Source organism: Stutzerimonas sp. KH-1, assembly GCF_054483855.1.
The window spans coordinates 3,975,051-3,991,470 of sequence record NZ_CM137011.1 but is presented as its reverse complement, the minus strand read 5'-3'; the positions used below and the strand labels follow the sequence as shown (position 1 = coordinate 3,991,470).

Here is a 16,420-nt window from a genome sequence, read left to right as displayed (position 1 = left end):
GAAGCAAAGGAGCCGGCCCCAGTGGCCGGCTTTTTTATGCCTGAAGTTCATCGCAACAGCTCGAAACACGAGGCTGATCCCGATCAGCTTTCCTAGCGTCCGCGCTGACTAGACTTACGTCCAATTGGGTCTGGCCGACCCGCAGCCCACCATTAATAAAAAGTGGAAGCCAAACATGAGCACACCCGACGCCTTCTCCCAGGCAGGGAAGACGGCTGTACTGCAGAACATCCATGGAACCATGGAGTTTCTGCGCAAGTACGCCCCGTTCAACCAGATGGAGCCGGCCCATCTGGCTTACCTGGTGGAGAACTGCGAGCTGCGCTTCTACGCCGAGGGCGACTGCATCATTTCGCCCGAGGACGGTGTGGTACAGCATTTCTATATCGTCAAGCAGGGCCGCGTTCACGGTCAGCGCCCGCACACCGCCAAACGCGGCACCGACACAACCTTCGAGGTCATCGTCGGCGAATGCTTCCCGATGGCCGCGCTGATGGGCGAGCGAGCGACCCGTACCGCGCATCTGGCGGCCGAGGACACTTTCTGTTTCCTGCTGAACAAGCCTGCCTTCGTCAAGCTGGTCTCCAGCTCCGACGTGTTTCGCGACTTCGCCATACGCGGCGTCAGCAGCCTGCTCGACCTGGTCAACCAGCAGGCGCAGATGCGTGCGGTGGAAAGCCTCGGTGAGAACTTCTCGCTGGAAACCAGCATTGGCGAGCTGGCCCTGCATCACCCGGTGTCCTGCCTGCCGAGCCGGCCGCTCAACGAAGCGGTGGCGATGATGCAGGAGGAGAACGTCGGCAGCATCGTCATCGTCGATGAAGCGCTGCACCCACAGGGCATCTTCACCCTGCGCGACCTGCGTCGCGCCATCGGCACCGGCACCACCGATCTGAGCCAGCCGATCTCGCAGTTCATGACGCACGATCCATTCTATCTGCCACCCGACGCCACCGCCTTCGACGCGGCGATCGCCATGACCGAGCGGCATATCGCCCATGTCTGCGTCGTCGATAACGGGCTGCTGCGCGGCGTGATCTCCGAGCGCGACCTGTTCTCCCTGCAGCGGGTCGACCTGGTGCACCTTGCACAGACGATTCGGCATGCCGACCATGTCGATGCACTGGTGGTCATCCGCAGCCGCATTCGCCAGCTGGTCGACAACATGCTCGCCCATGGCGCGTCGTCGACGCAGATCACCCGCATCGTCACCCTGCTCAATGATCACACCGTCTGCCGCGTCATCGAGCTGGCGATCAAGCACATGGGCGATCCAGGCGTTCCGTTCACCTGGCTGTGCTTCGGCAGCGAGGGTCGACAGGAGCAGACGCTGCACACCGACCAGGACAACGGCATGCTTTTCGAGGCCGCCGATGCCGCCGAGGCTGCGCATATCCGCGGCCGGCTGCTGCCGCTGGCCGAGCGGATCAACCGCGACCTGGATACCTGCGGCTTTACCCTGTGCAAAGGCAACATCATGGCCAGCAACCCGCAGCTGTGCCTGTCGCGACAGGAATGGAGTCGGCGCTTCAGCTCGTTCGTTCGTGAGGCGACGCCGGAAAACCTGCTCGGTAGCACCATCTATTTCGATCTGCGCAGCATCTGGGGCCCTTCCGAGGGCTGCGAGCAACTGCGTCAGGACCTGCTCGAGGAGATCGGCGACAACAGCCTGTTCCAGCGCATGATGGCCGAAAACGCCCTGCGCCACCGTCCACCGGTGGGCCGCTTCCGTGACTTCGTGGTGGCCCGCAAAGGCGACGGCAAGGACACGCTGGACCTCAAGGTGCAGGGCCTGACGCCGTTCGTCGATGGTGCACGACTACTGGCGCTGAGCAATGGCATCGGCAACTGCAACACGCTCGAACGATTGCGCAAACTGGTCGAAAAGGGCGTGATCGAAAAGAAGGACGGTGCGGCCTACGAAGAGGCCTATCATTTCATTCAGCAGACCCGCATGCAGCACCACCAGCAGCAGGCACGCGACGGACTGCCCTATTCCAACCGCCTGGACCCGGATACGCTCAACGTGCTCGATCGCCGGATCCTGCGGGAGTCGTTCCGCCAGGCCCAGCGTCTACAGGCCAGTCTCGCGGTGCGCTATCAGCTATGAGTATGTTCTGGTTCAACCCACGCGGGCCGAAACTATCCCTGGAGCAGCAACAGCGCGTTGCCGAGCTGCAGCGGCCGTCTCCTCCCAAAGCCGTGCCTCTGCGCGAGCAACGGCTGGTCGTCCTGGATCTGGAAACCACCGGCTTGCATCTCAAGCGCGACCTGGTGATCGCCATCGGCGCAGTGGTAATCGAGAACGGCGCCATCGCCTATTCCCAGCAGTTCGAATGCACCCTGTGCCGCCAGGTCAAGGTAAACGAAAGCGTACTGATCCATGGCATCGCGCCCAGCGAACTGGCCAGCGGCCTGCCGCCGGCGGAGGCTTTGCTGAGCTTCATGGAGTTCGCTGGCGACAGCGTCATCCTGGCCTTTCACTCCCCGTTCGATCAGCGCATGCTGGCCCGCGCGTTGAAACAGGAGCTTGGCTATAACCTGGAACACAGCTTTCTCGATGTAGCCGATCTGGCGCCCATGCTGTTTCCGGAAGCGATGATTCATCGCGGCGGGCTGGACCACTGGCTCGATTACTTCAACATCCACATTCCGCAACGCCACAATGCCGCAGCCGACGCCATGGCTACAGCTGAGATCGCCCTGATCCTGCTGAATCGCGCGCAGCGCACCGGACTACAGCGTTTCGACGAACTGGCTCAGCGACTCAGATGCTGGCAGCGCGCGCGCAAGGCGGCGTTCAACTCGATCTGATGCCACGACCGCGCCGCGACATGGCGGCAGGTGGCCTCGGTCACGCGGACTTCGGCCCGCTCCGATTCGCGCCACGCCGTGGCAGGCACCGAACACCGGCGGCCGGTGCGTGGTGCCTGGCGCTGCTGGTATATCCCGTCAACGGTCAGGTTCACAGATGGCCTGGTACAGCGGTGAATCGCTTTCCAGCTCGGTCAGCGTCTCGACCTTGGCCTCTCCGGCATCGTTGAGCCTGAACATGGCCCTCTCGCTGCAGATCAGCTGGTAGCTGGCGCTCTTCACGACCGACGTCAGGTGTTGCTTCTCGAAACGGTACAGCACGAAGCGGCCGAGACGGCCTTGAGTGGTGTCCTGTACCTGGGCATTCGCACCGTCCAGCACGGTATAGGCCAACGGCATCGGATAGATCATCGTCCATGGACGCCAGAGCATTTCGCCCTCTTCGCTCCTGACCACCAGCGATCCTTCCGGCAGGCGCGCTTGTGTGGTTTCGAACCAGGTGTACTCGTAATGGATGGTGTAACTCAGCATTCCCAGACCGGCGCAGACGGGAATGATCCATTTCGGCAGTCGCTTACGCGTCAGTGAGCGCAGCAGCAGGCCGATACCGGCTCCCGCCACACCTGCGACGATTGCCGCGATTAGATGCCAGAACATATACGACTCCCCTAAAAAAATCGGGCTTCCAACTGGAAGCCCGACTTCTACCTCAACCTTGTGTCAGAGCAGGTCTGACGTCCGGCTGCATTATCAGTTAGTGATCAAGTGCAACGCCAGCACCCTTCGGGGTACGAACGCTCTCGACCAGATCCTGAATCTCCTGCGGCGGAGCCTCGGTAGCCATCGAAACGGCGTAGGCAACAGCGAAGTTCAGAATCGCACCTACGGCACCGAAGGCCTGCGGGGAGATGCCCATCCACCACTGATCAGGAGTGTTCGGGATGCTTGCGGTGCCAGGGATGAAGAACCAGCCGAGGTACAGGAAGATGTACACGGCAGTGGAGATCACACCAACCAGCATACCGGCGACCGCACCCTTGCTGTTCACGCGCTTGGAGAAGATACCCATCATCAGCGCCGGGAACAGGCTCGCTGCCGCCAGACCGAACGCCAGTGCCACCACCTGCGCGGCGAAGCCCGGTGGATTCAGACCCAGCCAGGTAGCCAGCAGAATCGCTGCCGTCATGGACAGACGAGCTGCCAGCATTTCGTTCTTCTCGCTGATCTTCGGATTGATGAGTGTCTTGATCAGGTCATGACTGATCGCAGACGAGATCGCCAGCAGCAGACCCGCAGCGGTCGAGAGCGCAGCAGCGATAGCACCCGCAGCGATCAGACCGATGACCCAGCCCGGCAGGTTGGCGATTTCCGGGTTGGCCAGAACGATGATGTCATTGTTCACGGTCAGCTCGTTGCCGTTCCAGCCACGCTCGGTAGCGGTCGGAGTGAAGGCGGCGTTGGCGTCGTTGTACATCTGCACACGACCGTCGGCGTTCTTGTCTTCCCACTTGATCAGACCAGTCTGTTCCCAGGTCTGCACCCACTGCGGACGATCTTCATAACGGATCGCTTCGGCCTGCGGGCCTTCCGGATAGATGGTGTTGACCAGGTTCAGGCGTGCCATGGAGGCAACGGCCGGAGCGGTGAGATACAGCAGGGCGATGAAGACCAGGGTCCAGCCAGCGGACCAGCGGGCATCAGCCACCTTCGGTACGGTGAAGAAGCGGATGATGACGTGCGGCAGACCAGCGGTACCGATCATCAGCGACAGGGTGAACAGGAACATGTTCAGCTTGTTGTCGACGTCAGCGGTATACGCGGCGAAGCCGAGGTCAGTAACGACCTGGTTCAGCTTCTCGAGCAGCGGCATACCGGACTCGGTATGAGTGCCGAACATCCCGAGCATCGGGATCGGGTTGCCAGTCAGCTGCATGGCGATGAACACGGCCGGGATGGTGTAGGCAATGATCAGAACCACGTACTGCGCCACCTGGGTATAGGTGATGCCCTTCATGCCGCCGAATACCGCGTAGGCGAAAACGATGGCAGCAGCGATCCAGATACCGGCGGAGTTGCTCACTTCCAGGAAGCGGGAGAACGCCACACCAGCACCAGCCATCTGACCGATTACATAGGTAACGGAGATGAGGATGAGGCAGACGACAGCTACCAGACGAGCGCCACGGCTGTAGAAACGGTCACCGATGAAGTCCGGCACGGTGAACTTGCCGAACTTGCGCAGGTACGGCGCCAGCAGCATCGCCAGCAGCACGTAACCACCGGTCCAGCCCATCAGGTACACGGAAGTGGCATAACCGCCAGAAGCGATCAGACCGGCCATGGAAATGAAGGAAGCCGCAGACATCCAGTCTGCCGCCGTTGCCATACCGTTGGTTACCGGGTGAACACCACCACCAGCGACATAGAACTCTTTAGTTGACCCGGCGCGAGCCCAGACCGCGATCCCGATATAGAGCAGGAACGAGGCGCCCACGAACAGCATGTTGATCCAATATTGGCTCATGGCTTATTCCTCAACCCCAAATTCCTTGTCCAGTTTGTTCAGCCGCCACGCGTAGTGGAAGATGATCGCAATGAACGTGATGATGGAACCCTGTTGAGCAAACCAGAAGCCTAGATCCGTACCCCCGACGGGGATCCCGGAAAGCAGGGGACGCAAGAGAATGGCAAAGCCATAAGAGACCAGAGCCCAGACCACGAGGCTCCATGTTATGAGGCGAACATTCGCCTTCCAGTACGCAGCAGCATTTTCTTTATCGTTGTCGGCCATTGACGTTCTCCGCCTTATTGTTATTGCGAGTGAGAGAAAACCACATGCTGAATCTAACAAAGGTGCCTTATAGAATGAAAGCCCCGACTTTAGTCTGACAATCAACCTCGAGCGGCGACCGGGCACTGCGCCAGAGCCTGCGAAGACGCCGAGCTCGCCACCAGCATTTTGCCATCAGGCGGGCGCTAACCTTCGATCCAGACCGCCGCCCATCTCCTTGCCAGCGGTCCGCCATCAGCCCGTATGGATGAGGTTGGCGGCCGGCAACAGCCGGTTTGAACGCGACTAACCGGTCACCAAACTACCAACCGTTATATATATGTGAACGACAACGGCAGAGTAGAAAAATACTTGGGCAATGCAATACAAAAAAACACAGCGATTAACTTATAGCGATTCCACTTAAATAAATTAATTAACTCCACGCCAGATCACGCCATTAATTAGCACTAATGTATTGCCAGTTCATTGCACTTGTTCGAGTCGGGTCAAGACAATCCGCAGCGCACCATGGGACGACTGCTAGCTAGTCATGCGCACCGCCGGCAGTGAGCGGCAGACGGTCCGTGAATGGAGGGGCGGACCCTGGCCCGGTACGGCCTGGGCCCGCCGTAGCACTGCAAGGCGAGGCGCAGGACTAAGGCTGACACACGGCGGCGCTCAGCAGGTCGGCTGGCCCGCCGTGTAACGTTCGGTCGGGTAGATCGCCGCGTTCAGGTCGCGAATGGTTTCCGCGCCGATGAGCAGCGGGTAGCTGAAATGGCTGCGGTCGGTGAGGTTGACCTCGACCTCGCGCAGCTGGTCGCCAATGCACAGCTGCATGCCAACGATGGGACGCTCGGCGCGCGGTGGCTCGCTTCCCGGATCGATGTCGCCGGCTTCCTCGGCACGGGTCTTGATCCGACTGATGCCCAGCATGCGCTGCTCATAGAGCGTGTCATCGGCGCCGTCCACGGCCAGGCGGAACCGCACCCAGTCCTCACCGTCGCGCTGGAACTGCTCGATATCGCGGGCCGACAGCGAGGCCGTCATTGCGCCGGTGTCCATCTTGGCCGGAAGGATCTTGCCGATCTCTTCGATCTTGATTCGTTCGTAACGTCCATAGAGCGTGGGCTCGGCTGCAACAGCGGGCAGCGCCAGCAACCCGGCGAGGAAAAGCACACGAGACAAAACAACCTCCTGCTTAGAGCGATTGGGTAGTTTTCGATCAGGTGTCACCTCCAGGGTTCCGTCTACCGAAGCGCCCATGCGCGCCGCGCGTTTCAGTCGCGCCTGTTAGACTGCCGGTCGATTCCTTTCCGAAGATTCTTTCCGTGACCAGTACCGCCTTTTCTTCGCTGCCCCTCTCCGCGGCCATGCTGGCCAATCTCGAAGCGCTCGGTTACACGGCGATGACCCCGATCCAGGCGCAGAGTCTGCCCATCATGCTCAAGCGCCAGGACCTGATCGCACAGGCCAAGACCGGCAGCGGCAAGACCGCCGCCTTCGGCATCGCCCTGCTCGACCCGATCAACCCGCGCTACTTCGGCTGTCAGGCGCTGGTCCTGTGCCCGACCCGCGAGCTGGCCGACCAGGTGGCCAAGGAACTGCGCCGGCTGGCACGGGCGGCGGACAACATCAAGATCCTCACCCTCTGCGGCGGGGTCTCCATCGGCCCACAGATCGCTTCGCTCGAGCATGGCGCCCACGTGATCGTCGGCACGCCAGGACGCGTGCAGGAGCACCTGAAGAAAGGCACAGTCAAGCTCGACGGCCTGAACACACTGGTCCTCGACGAAGCCGACCGCATGCTGGACATGGGCTTCTACGACGCCATCGCCGAAATCATCGGACAGACGCCGGCCAGGCGGCAGACGCTGCTGTTCTCGGCCACCTACCCGGCCGGAATCAAGCAACTGTCGGCCACCTTCATGCGCGACCCGCAGCAGGTACGGGTCGAGGCGCTGCATGACGACACCCAGATCGAACAGCGCTTCTATGAAATCGATCCGCAGCAGCGCATGACTGCCGTGGTGCGCGTGCTGAGCGCCTTTCGACCGCAGAGCTGCGTAGCGTTCTGCTTTACCAAACAGCAATGCCAGGAGCTGGTCGAGCAGCTGACCTGCAAAGGCATTTCCGCGGCAGCGCTCAACGGCGATCTGGAACAGCGCGACCGCGACCAGGTGCTGGCGATGTTCGCCAACCGCAGCCTGTCGGTGCTGGTGGCGACCGATGTTGCCGCGCGCGGCCTGGATGTCGAGGCGCTGGACCTGGTGATCAACGTCGAGCTGGCACGCGATCCGGAGATCCATGTGCATCGCATCGGCCGTACCGGACGGGCGGGCAAGCAGGGCCTGGCGGTCAGCCTCGTGGCGCCGGCCGAAGCCCATCGTGCACAGGCCATCGAAAATCTGCAGCAAGCACCACTCAACTGGCAGCCACTGGATGCGCTCAAGTCGCAGTCCGGGGAACCGTTGCAGCCACCCATGGTGACCCTGTGCATCGCCGCGGGGCGCAAGGATAAGCTGCGCCCCGGCGACATCCTCGGCGCCCTGACCGGCGACGCCGGCATCCCGGGCAGCCAGGTGGGCAAGATCGCCATCTTCGATTTCCAGGCCTTTGTCGCAGTGGAACGAACTGTCGCCAGGCAGGCCCTCAAGCGCCTGAACGATGGCAAGATCAAGGGCCGCTCGCTGAAGGTGAGACAACTGTAGAACCGTACCGCAGTGCACGGCGAAGACGAGACACGCATACGGCCATCAAGGGAACGGGACTTGCAAAGCAAGATCGCTACCGTGACAGCCGCAAGAGCGCGACCGTCCAATCCGCTGCCACCTTGATGGACCGATAGATGCCGCAACCCTCGTTCAGCCAGTCACTGCGGCGCCTCTGGGCGCTGGAGAAGTTCGGCTACAGCCTGCGCGTGCTGATCGCCATGGCGGGCAGCATGGGCCTGAGCTGGTACCTCGGACAGCCGTCGCTGATCATCCCGCTGTTCCTCGGCATCATCGCCAGCGCCCTGGCGGAGACCGACGACAGCTGGCTGGGCCGGCTCAGCGCGCTGCTGGTGACCCTGCTGTGCTTCAGCATCGCCGCGATCGCCGTCGAGTTGCTGTTTCCCTATCCGTGGCTGTTCGTCGCCGGCCTGGCGTTGTCCACCTTCGCCCTGGTCATGCTCGGTGCGCTTGGCGAACGCTACGGCGCGATCGCCCAGGCCACGCTGATCCTCTCCATCTACAGCATGATCGCCGCCGACCAGCGCAACGGCGAGCTGCAGCAGTTCTGGCGCGACCCACTGCTGCTGGTGGCCGGCGCCGCCTGGTATGGCCTGCTGTCGGTATGCTGGAACGCGCTGTTCGCGCACCAGCCGGTGCAGCAGAGCCTGGCGCGGTTGTATCGCGAGCTGGGCCTGTACTTCCGCTACAAGGCCGCGCTGTTCGAGCCGGTGCGCCAGCTGGACGTCGAACAGCGCCGGCTCGAGCTGGCGCAGCAGAACGGCCGGGTGGTCAGCGCCCTGAATGCGGCCAAGGAAACCCTGCTGCACCGCCTGGGCAGTGGCCGCCCCGGCAGCAAGATCAATCACTACCTGAAGCTTTACTTCCTCGCCCAGGACCTGCACGAGCGAGTCAGCTCTTCGCACTACCCTTACCAGGCCCTCGCCGAAGCCTTCTTCCACAGCGACGTGCTGTTTCGCTGTCAGCGCCTGCTGCGTCTGCAGGCCAGCGCCTGCAGCGAACTCGGCGAGGCCATCCAGCTGCGCCAGACGTTTCGCTACAGCGAGGCCAATGGGCAGGCACTGGAGGACCTGCAAGCGTCGTTGGAGCACCTGCGCGAGCAGAACAACCCGGCCTGGCGCGGCCTGCTGCGCTCGCTGCGTGCGCTGTCGAGCAACCTCTCCACCCTGCAGCGCCAGCTCGCCAGTGCCAGCGACCCCGCCGCGCTGGAAGGCACGCAGGACAGCAGCCTGCTGGATCGCCAGCCGCAGACGCTGCGCGAGGCATTCAACCGCATCCGCCTGCAGCTGACGCCGACGTCCCTGCTGTTCCGCCACGCCTTGCGCATGGCCATCGCCCTGGTCGCGGGTTACGCCGCGCTGCACGCCATCCACCCCGAGCAGGGCTACTGGGTGCTGCTGACCACCGTATTCGTCTGCCAACCCAACTATGGCGCCACCCGGATCAAGCTGGTGCAGCGGATCAGCGGCACCGTGCTCGGCCTGGTGGTCGGCTGGGCGCTGTTCGATCTGTTCCCCAGCCAGCCGGTGCAGGCACTGTTCGCCGTGGTCGCCGGAGTGGTGTTCTTCGCCACCCGCAGCACGCGCTACACCCTGGCCACGGCCGCGATCACGCTGATGGTGCTGTTCTGCTTCAACCAGGTCGGCGATGGCTACGGGCTGATCTGGCCGCGGCTGTTCGATACCCTGCTCGGCAGCCTGATCGCCGCCGCTGCGGTATTCCTGATCCTGCCGGACTGGCAGGGCCGACGTCTGAACCAGGTGGTCGCCAACACCCTCAGCTGCAACAGCGACTACCTGCGCCAGATCATGCGCCAGTACGACAGCGGCAAGCACGACGACCTGGCCTACCGCCTGGCCCGACGCAACGCCCACAACGCCGATGCCGCGCTGTCGACCACCCTCTCCAACATGCTTCTGGAGCCCGGGCACTTCCGCAAGGATGCCGAGACCGGCTTTCGCTTTCTGATCCTCTCGCACACCCTGCTGAACTACCTGTCCGGCCTCGGCGCCCATCGCGAAAGCCTGCCTGACGATGCCAGCGATGCGCTGCTCGAGCGCGCCGCGGAGCAGCTGGCGGCGAGCCTCGACGACCTGGCCACGGCGCTGGCACAGAACAAGCCGGTGGCCATCTACAGCGAAGAGGAAGAAGCGCTGGCGCAGCAGCTCGAACAGACTCCGGAGGAGATGGACGATGCCCATCGCCTGGTGCAGACCCAGCTCGGGCTGATCTGCCGTCAGCTGGCGCCGCTGCGCAGCATGGCCGCGCACCTGATCAAGCAGCAGCCGGCGCAGCGCTAGTACCGGGGCAAAGCTTCCGGGGCGGGCATGCCGTGGCGGCGAAAGATCGCCGCGTAGCTGCCGTCCTCGACCATCGCGGCGATCTCGCGCTCGAAGGTCGCCACGATGTCGGTCGCCTGCGGGTGGTCGCTGCGCACCACCAAGGACAGCCCGGCCCGCCTGAACTCACCGGGGACGAAGGAGAGTTCATCCCGCTCATGGCCCAGCTCGCGCTCGAGATGGAACAGCACGGTGCGCTCGTCCTCCAGCGTCAGGTCGACACGGCCGGCAAGCACCATCGCCGCCGCCTGGACGAAACTGGCAGCGTAGCCCTTTTGCAACCGCGCGTTGTCGTCCAGCTCGTCGCTGTACATGTAGCCCCGGCTCAAGGCGATCGGGTGGCCGATCAGACTATCGAGGCCGTCATAGCGAAAGTCGCTTCCGCGTCGCTGGACCCAGCGCATCCGGTTGATCAGAAAGGGGCGGGAGCTCAGCGTGTAGTCGACGCGCTTGAGCGTCGGCCAGCCATTGACCATGTCGTAGCTGCCGCTGCGCAGGCCGAACAGGGCGCGCTCCCAGGGCACCTCGATGTACTCGACCCGGTAGCCCCCGCGTTCCAGCGCGGTACGGATCAGCTCGACGGACAGCCCTTCGCCGGGCAGGCTCTTGTCCGTATAGGGCGGCCAGACGTTGCCGGCCAGACGAAGCACTTCGGCCGGCAGCGAAGCGCTTGCCAGCAGCAGCATCAGTCCGATCAATCGTCGCATGGCCATCACGCCCACCCGCCCCTCTGGCAAAGCGCTATCAGCTCATCAGAACACAACGCAGGTCGATTGACGTCGGCGCCTCGTCGGATGCCTGGCTGCAGCGAAACCGCGAGCGGAGTACCATCGCGCGTTTTCCGGCGAGGTAACACAGTGGTGCAGACTGACGTGGTGGTAATCGGCGCCGGCGCCGCCGGCCTGATGTGTGCATTCACCGCCGCCGCGCGCGGCCGCCAGGTGCTGCTGCTGGACCACGCCAATAAGGCGGGCAAGAAGATCCTCATGTCCGGCGGCGGGCGCTGCAACTTCACCAACCTCTATACCGAGCCGGCCAACTTCCTTTCCAGCAACCCGCACTTCTGCAAGTCTGCCCTGGCGCGCTACACCCAATGGGACTTCATCGAGATGGTCAGCCGTCACGGCGTGCCTTATCACGAGAAGAAGCTCGGCCAGCTGTTCTGCGATAACAAGTCCAGCGACATCCTCGAGATGCTGCTGGACGAATGCGCGCAGGCCGGCGTGGATCTGCGCCTGGACACCGCTGTGACGGCGATCGAGCGGCTCGATCAGGGGTATGCGCTGCAGACCGGCATCGGCGCGGTGCGCTGCCAGTCGCTGGTGATCGCCACTGGCGGGCTGTCGATCCCGACCCTCGGCGCCAGCGGCTTCGGCTACCAGATCGCCCGCCAGTTCGGCCACAACGTGCTGCCGACCCGCGCAGGGCTGGTGCCATTCACCATCACCGACCCGCAACTCAAGACCATCTGTAGCGAACTGTCCGGCACCTCGGTGGAGGACTGTCTGGTCAGCTGCAATGGGCAGAGCTTTCGCGAGAACATCCTGTTCACCCATCGCGGCCTGTCCGGCCCGGCGATCCTGCAGATCTCGTCGTTCTGGCAGCCAGGCGACGTGGTGCATATCGACCTGCTGCCGCATCTCGAGCTCGGCGAATGGCTGGTGACGCAGAAGCAGGAACGGCCGAACATCGAACTGAAAACGCTGCTCGGCGAAGTCTTCACGCGCAAGATGGCCGGGCTGCTGTGCGAGCACTGGTTTGACTCCCGACCGTTGAAGCAGTACGGGCTCAGTGAGCTGGAGGCGATCGCGAACAAACTGGTGGACTGGCAGGTGGTACCCGCGGGGACTGAGGGTTACCGGACGGCAGAAGTCACGCTGGGCGGGGTGGATACCCGCGAAGTGTCGTCCAAGACCATGGAATCGCAGAAGTCGCCGGGGCTGTACTTCGTCGGCGAGGTACTGGACGTTACCGGTCACTTGGGCGGGTTCAACTTCCAGTGGGCCTGGGCATCCGGCCACGCCGCCGGCCAGTTCGTCTAGCGGACGCTGCCGGAGCAGGCCGCCCGGATTACTCGTTGGTCCGGTTGGAGGGTGGCGAAATCTCCCGCGGCCCCGCCGGGTCGGTCGCGGTGTTCTGATATTCCTGCTGGTTGCGGGTGTTGTTGTCATAGGCAGATCTTTCATCGTCCGGCGAGCAGCCCAGCAATGTGAGGGCAGCCAGCGCGCCGGCCAACGCATGTATCGGCTTCATCTTCGTCTCCGGTTGAGGGCACCCCCGCATATGCGGAGGCGCCTGGATCAGATGCGCGGCGGTTACTGGGAAGTGCCGGTGCCAGTGCTCGGTGCGGTGCCCGAACCGGACTCGGTGCCCAGCCCGCTGCCGTTGTCGGCCGGCGGGGTTGCCATGCCGCCGGAAGTGCCGGTGCCGGTGCCAGTTCCGGTGCTTGGTGCGGTGCCAGTACCGGTACCAGTGCCGGTGTCCGCGGGCGGCGTGGTGGTGTTGGTGGAAGGCGCGGCAGGCTGCTCGGTAGTCGCCGGCGGCGGAGTCGGCTCGCGCTCGCGGTCTTCATCCGGACCGCAACCTACCAGCAGAAGTCCGAGCACGGGGGGCAGCAGATAGCTAAGACGCATGATTAACCTCCTTCAGGGTGAACCGGCGGGTGGCCGGCAATCGCTTGAATCGTCAGATTCACAGAAGGTTGACCCTGTCTTGGCGCAAGAGTGCCCTGCCCGCCTGGTCGGTTATCCGCAGCGCAGCTCGATCAGCCCGGCAGGACCTCAGTTGACAGGCGCTCCGCTGCTGCCGGACGCCGCAGGCTCCACAGGCCGTCCAGACACCGCTCGCCGTCGAACAGCCGCTGCAACTCCGCCGCCGGGCGCGGCGGGCTGAGCCAGTAGCCCTGGATCGTCGGACAACCCTCGGCGCCGAGAAAGACCACCTGCTCGCACCGCTCCACGCCCTCGGCGACCACCGCAAGGCCCAGGCTCTGGCCGAGCCCGATGATCGCCCGGCTGATCGCCACCGAATCGGTATCTGCCGGCGCCGCGGCAATGAAGCTGCGATCGACTTTCAGAACATGCAGGGGGTAGCGCTTCAGGTAGCCGAGCGAACAGTAGCCGGTGCCGAAATCGTCCAGCGCCAGACGCACGCCCAGCGCCGCGATCTCGCGCAGACAACTGAGCATCATCTCGCTGTCGTGCATCAGCAGCGTTTCGGTGATCTCCAGCAGCAGACTCTGCGGCGGCAGCCCGGTTTCTTGCAGTACGCGCGCCAGCAGCTCGGCGAAATCAACCTGCTGCAGCTGACGTATCGACAGATTGACCGCGCAGTAGAGCAGAGGCTGTCCCGCCTGCTGCCAGCGGCGGACCTGCCGGCAGGCTTCGCGCAGCACCCACTCTCCGACCCGGACGATCTCGCGCGACTCCTCCAGTACCGGAATGAATTCGTTGGGCGCCACCGCCTTGTCATTGAAGCGCCAGCGCAACAGTGCCTCGACGCCAAGCAGATAGGGTTGATCGCCCACCACCCGGCAGATCGGCTGAAAGTGCAAGGTGAATTCGCCGCGGGTCAGCGCCTGCGCCAATGCGCTTTCGAGTTCCAGCTGGCGAGCCGCCTTGCTGTGCAGACCATCGCAGAACAGGGCGAACTGGTCCTTGCCGGCGCTCTTGGCCCGGTACAGCGCCAGATCCGCCGCCTGCAAAGCATTGAGTGCCTGCCCGTCGCGCTGCAACGGCGCGATGCCGATGCTGGCGCTGACCGACAGGGTGCGCTCGCCCAGCTGCAGCGGCTCGCGCAGGGCAATCAGCATGCGCTGGGCAACCCGCTCGGCGTCGGCTTCGCAGGCCAGGTCGCCGAGCAGGGCGACAAATTCGTCACCGCCGAAACGCGCCAGGTGATCGCCCGGCCGCAGGCAGCGCAGCAACCGCTGCGCCACTTCGACCAGCACCTTGTCGCCGGCGCCATGTCCGAGGCTGTCATTGATCAGCTTGAAACGGTCCAGATCGACGAAGAGCAATGCGGCGGCACGCCCATGCGGGCGTTGCTGAACCTCCTTGAGCAGCTCTTCCAGGTGCAGGCGGTTGGCCAGCCCGGTCAGCGAATCATGGCGCGCCGCATGCCGCAGGCATTCCTCTGCCGCCTTGCGTGCGCTGATGTCAGTCTGCGAACCGGCCAGGCGCAGCGTGCCCAGCTCGCAGCGCTCGGCGACGCCGCGCAGCAGCACCCAGAGGTACTCACCGCGTTCGGTGCGCACCCGGTACTCGTGGGTCAGCGAGGCGGCGTGTCCGTTGAGATGATCGGCGATGGCCTCGCGCAGGCCCGGCAAGTCGTCTGGATGCACCCGTCCGAACCAGTCGCGGCTGGTGTAGTCGGGCTGCGACGGCATTTCCAGCATGGCGGTCCAGCGCTCGGACAGGTGCAGCTGGTCATGCTCGATGTCCCATTCCCAGATGCCGTCTTCGGAGCCACGCAAGGCGCGGGTCAGACGCGCCTCGCTGTCTTCCACCGCGTGCCGCTGAGCGGCGCTGTAGGTGTCGATGGCCAGAATCATGTCGAAGAAGACGATCTTCAGCAGGCTGTCATAGGCCGCCTGCTGCTCGCCTTCGCCCAGCAGGGCCCGCAGCATGTCCGACAGGTACAGCCGGTAAGCACCGAGATACCATTCCAGATCGACACCGACGCGCTGGTGCACCAGGCCGACCAACAGGCGGTCGCGAACGTAGTCACGTTCGTACGGGCCGTTCCAGAGTCGCCGGTAGTACTCCTGCTGACGCTGCTTGAGACGTGCCAGGCCGACCCCATCGTTCTGCATGACCGTTGGCTGGCCGAACGTGGCGAGATGCGTATAGAGCCGCTCGATGAAGGCGTGATGAGCCGGCTCAAGCTCCGCGGCGAGCCGATTCAGGCGTAGCGCATCAGCGGTCTGCCATTGTAGAAAACGCTTGCGCGTCAGGATCTGATCGAGTCCCAGACCAACCCGATGCAGCAGTGACCTCAGCTCGTCTTCCATGCCCGCCCCTGTCGATGCTGGCGCAACCACACTTCCACACCAGGCTTACAGCCAGCTGAGTGTGGTGAGCGCGCCAAGTGATGCCATAAAGCCATCAAGGGTCGCAGCGACGCTTCGTCGCATTATTGATACACGTCAGCAAAGACGAAGGTCCGCTCGGAACCTAGGAGGTCGGGGATACCGGGCCGAGCGATCCCGGTATCCAGGCGAACGGATCAGGCGGCCTGCTTGCCAGCCATCTCCTTCTTCAAGCGGGTGCGCAACTGGCTCATCTGCTCACCCATTTCCTCAAGTCGCTTGGCATCGAACAGTTCTCGCGCCTGCGGGAACATCTCCGACTCCTCCTCCTCGATATGGTGCTCGAGCAGTTCCTTGCATACCTTGGCGCGCCCGGAGAATTCCACACTTCCGGGGTCGGTGGCCTTGAGATCCGGTAGCACCAGCGAATCGACGGCGCGATGCTCTTCCTTGGCCTCGTGGAACATCTTCAGTTCTTCCTTGCCGCCCGCTTCCTTGTAGGCCGGATAGAGGATCTGCTCTTCGAGCTGGGTGTGAATGGTCACTTCCATTTCCAGCTTGCTCAGCAGATCGGTGCGCGTCTTCACGGCGCGCTCGGTGGACTCGGTCAAGCGCGTCAGCAGGTCCTTCACGCGCTCATGGTCCTCAATCAGCAGGTCAATGGCGTTCATGTGTTGTCCTCTTCAGCTTCACGGCAAAGGAGCCGAACCGCGACGTTCGGCTCGCAGGGCTG

Annotated in this window: 14 protein-coding genes; 5 read left to right on the top strand and 9 right to left on the bottom strand. The window is 63.4% G+C overall.

What is annotated here, in order from left to right:
- Positions 1-175: 175 nt before the first annotated feature.
- Together ACX1DW_RS19145 and ACX1DW_RS19140 are read left to right on the top strand one after the other, a co-directional pair.
- On the top strand, positions 176-2,110 hold the full coding sequence (locus tag ACX1DW_RS19145; protein WP_063540745.1) for a putative nucleotidyltransferase substrate binding domain-containing protein: 1,935 nt from the start codon (positions 176-178) through the stop codon (positions 2,108-2,110).
- Complete coding sequence (locus tag ACX1DW_RS19140; RefSeq protein ID WP_200630352.1) at positions 2,107-2,814, top strand: 3'-5' exonuclease; 708 nt, start codon at positions 2,107-2,109, stop codon at positions 2,812-2,814. Before ACX1DW_RS19145 ends, ACX1DW_RS19140 begins: the two co-directional genes overlap by 4 nt.
- Before the next feature lie 138 nt (positions 2,815-2,952).
- Here ACX1DW_RS19140 and ACX1DW_RS19135 read toward each other — a convergent pair whose 3' ends face one another.
- From ACX1DW_RS19135 to rloA2, 4 genes are all read right to left on the bottom strand, one after another.
- Entirely contained in the window at positions 2,953-3,471 is a 519-nt protein-coding gene (locus ACX1DW_RS19135) for a hypothetical protein (protein ID WP_200630351.1), read from the bottom strand.
- A gap of 97 nt (positions 3,472-3,568) precedes the next feature.
- Positions 3,569-5,338 carry a sodium:solute symporter family protein gene (locus tag ACX1DW_RS19130; RefSeq protein WP_458992150.1) on the bottom strand — a complete coding sequence of 590 codons (1,770 nt, stop codon included), beginning with the start codon at positions 5,336-5,338 and terminating at the stop codon, positions 3,569-3,571.
- A 3-nt stretch (positions 5,339-5,341) separates the two neighbouring features.
- Positions 5,342-5,605: a DUF4212 domain-containing protein gene (locus ACX1DW_RS19125; protein ID WP_063540741.1), complete on the bottom strand. Its 264-nt coding sequence runs from the start codon at positions 5,603-5,605 to the stop codon at positions 5,342-5,344.
- Positions 5,606-6,265: 660 nt separating this feature from the next.
- The gene (gene rloA2 / locus ACX1DW_RS19120; RefSeq protein WP_133455421.1) at positions 6,266-6,775 is read right to left on the bottom strand and encodes a retropepsin-like aspartic peptidase RloA2; all 510 of its coding nucleotides are present in this window, start codon (positions 6,773-6,775) and stop codon (positions 6,266-6,268) included.
- Positions 6,776-6,918: 143 nt separating this feature from the next.
- On the opposite strand from rloA2, the gene dbpA reads away from it, so the two are divergent.
- A complete protein-coding gene (dbpA, locus tag ACX1DW_RS19115) occupies positions 6,919-8,298 on the top strand; it encodes an ATP-dependent RNA helicase DbpA (RefSeq protein ID WP_458992149.1) in 1,380 nt (459 codons plus the stop codon).
- Between the two features lie 137 nt (positions 8,299-8,435).
- Positions 8,436-10,619, top strand: a complete 2,184-nt coding sequence (gene yccS / locus ACX1DW_RS19110) for a YccS family putative transporter (protein WP_458992148.1) — start codon at positions 8,436-8,438, stop codon at positions 10,617-10,619.
- Here yccS and ACX1DW_RS19105 read toward each other — a convergent pair.
- Positions 10,616-11,380 carry a substrate-binding periplasmic protein gene (locus tag ACX1DW_RS19105; protein ID WP_458992147.1) on the bottom strand — a complete coding sequence of 255 codons (765 nt, stop codon included), beginning with the start codon at positions 11,378-11,380 and terminating at the stop codon, positions 10,616-10,618. The two genes, yccS and ACX1DW_RS19105, sit on opposite strands and share 4 nt — an antisense overlap.
- Before the next feature lie 135 nt (positions 11,381-11,515).
- Between ACX1DW_RS19105 and ACX1DW_RS19100 the strand changes: the two genes are divergently transcribed.
- Positions 11,516-12,700 carry a BaiN/RdsA family NAD(P)/FAD-dependent oxidoreductase gene (locus tag ACX1DW_RS19100; RefSeq protein WP_458992146.1) on the top strand — a complete coding sequence of 395 codons (1,185 nt, stop codon included), beginning with the start codon at positions 11,516-11,518 and terminating at the stop codon, positions 12,698-12,700.
- Positions 12,701-12,728: 28 nt separating this feature from the next.
- Here ACX1DW_RS19100 and ACX1DW_RS19095 read toward each other — a convergent pair whose 3' ends face one another.
- The 4 genes from ACX1DW_RS19095 to ACX1DW_RS19080 all read right to left on the bottom strand — a co-directional run bounded on the left by ACX1DW_RS19095 (position 12,729) and on the right by ACX1DW_RS19080 (position 16,358).
- Entirely contained in the window at positions 12,729-12,911 is a 183-nt protein-coding gene (locus ACX1DW_RS19095) for a hypothetical protein (RefSeq protein ID WP_102838861.1), read from the bottom strand.
- Positions 12,912-12,973: 62 nt separating this feature from the next.
- Positions 12,974-13,291 carry a hypothetical protein gene (locus ACX1DW_RS19090; protein WP_125867196.1) on the bottom strand — a complete coding sequence of 106 codons (318 nt, stop codon included), beginning with the start codon at positions 13,289-13,291 and terminating at the stop codon, positions 12,974-12,976.
- A 131-nt stretch (positions 13,292-13,422) separates the two neighbouring features.
- Complete coding sequence (locus tag ACX1DW_RS19085; RefSeq protein ID WP_458992145.1) at positions 13,423-15,669, bottom strand: putative bifunctional diguanylate cyclase/phosphodiesterase; 2,247 nt, start codon at positions 15,667-15,669, stop codon at positions 13,423-13,425.
- 215 nt (positions 15,670-15,884) lie between these two features.
- Complete coding sequence (locus ACX1DW_RS19080; RefSeq protein ID WP_063540733.1) at positions 15,885-16,358, bottom strand: hemerythrin domain-containing protein; 474 nt, start codon at positions 16,356-16,358, stop codon at positions 15,885-15,887.
- Between the last annotated feature and the right edge of the window lie 62 nt (positions 16,359-16,420).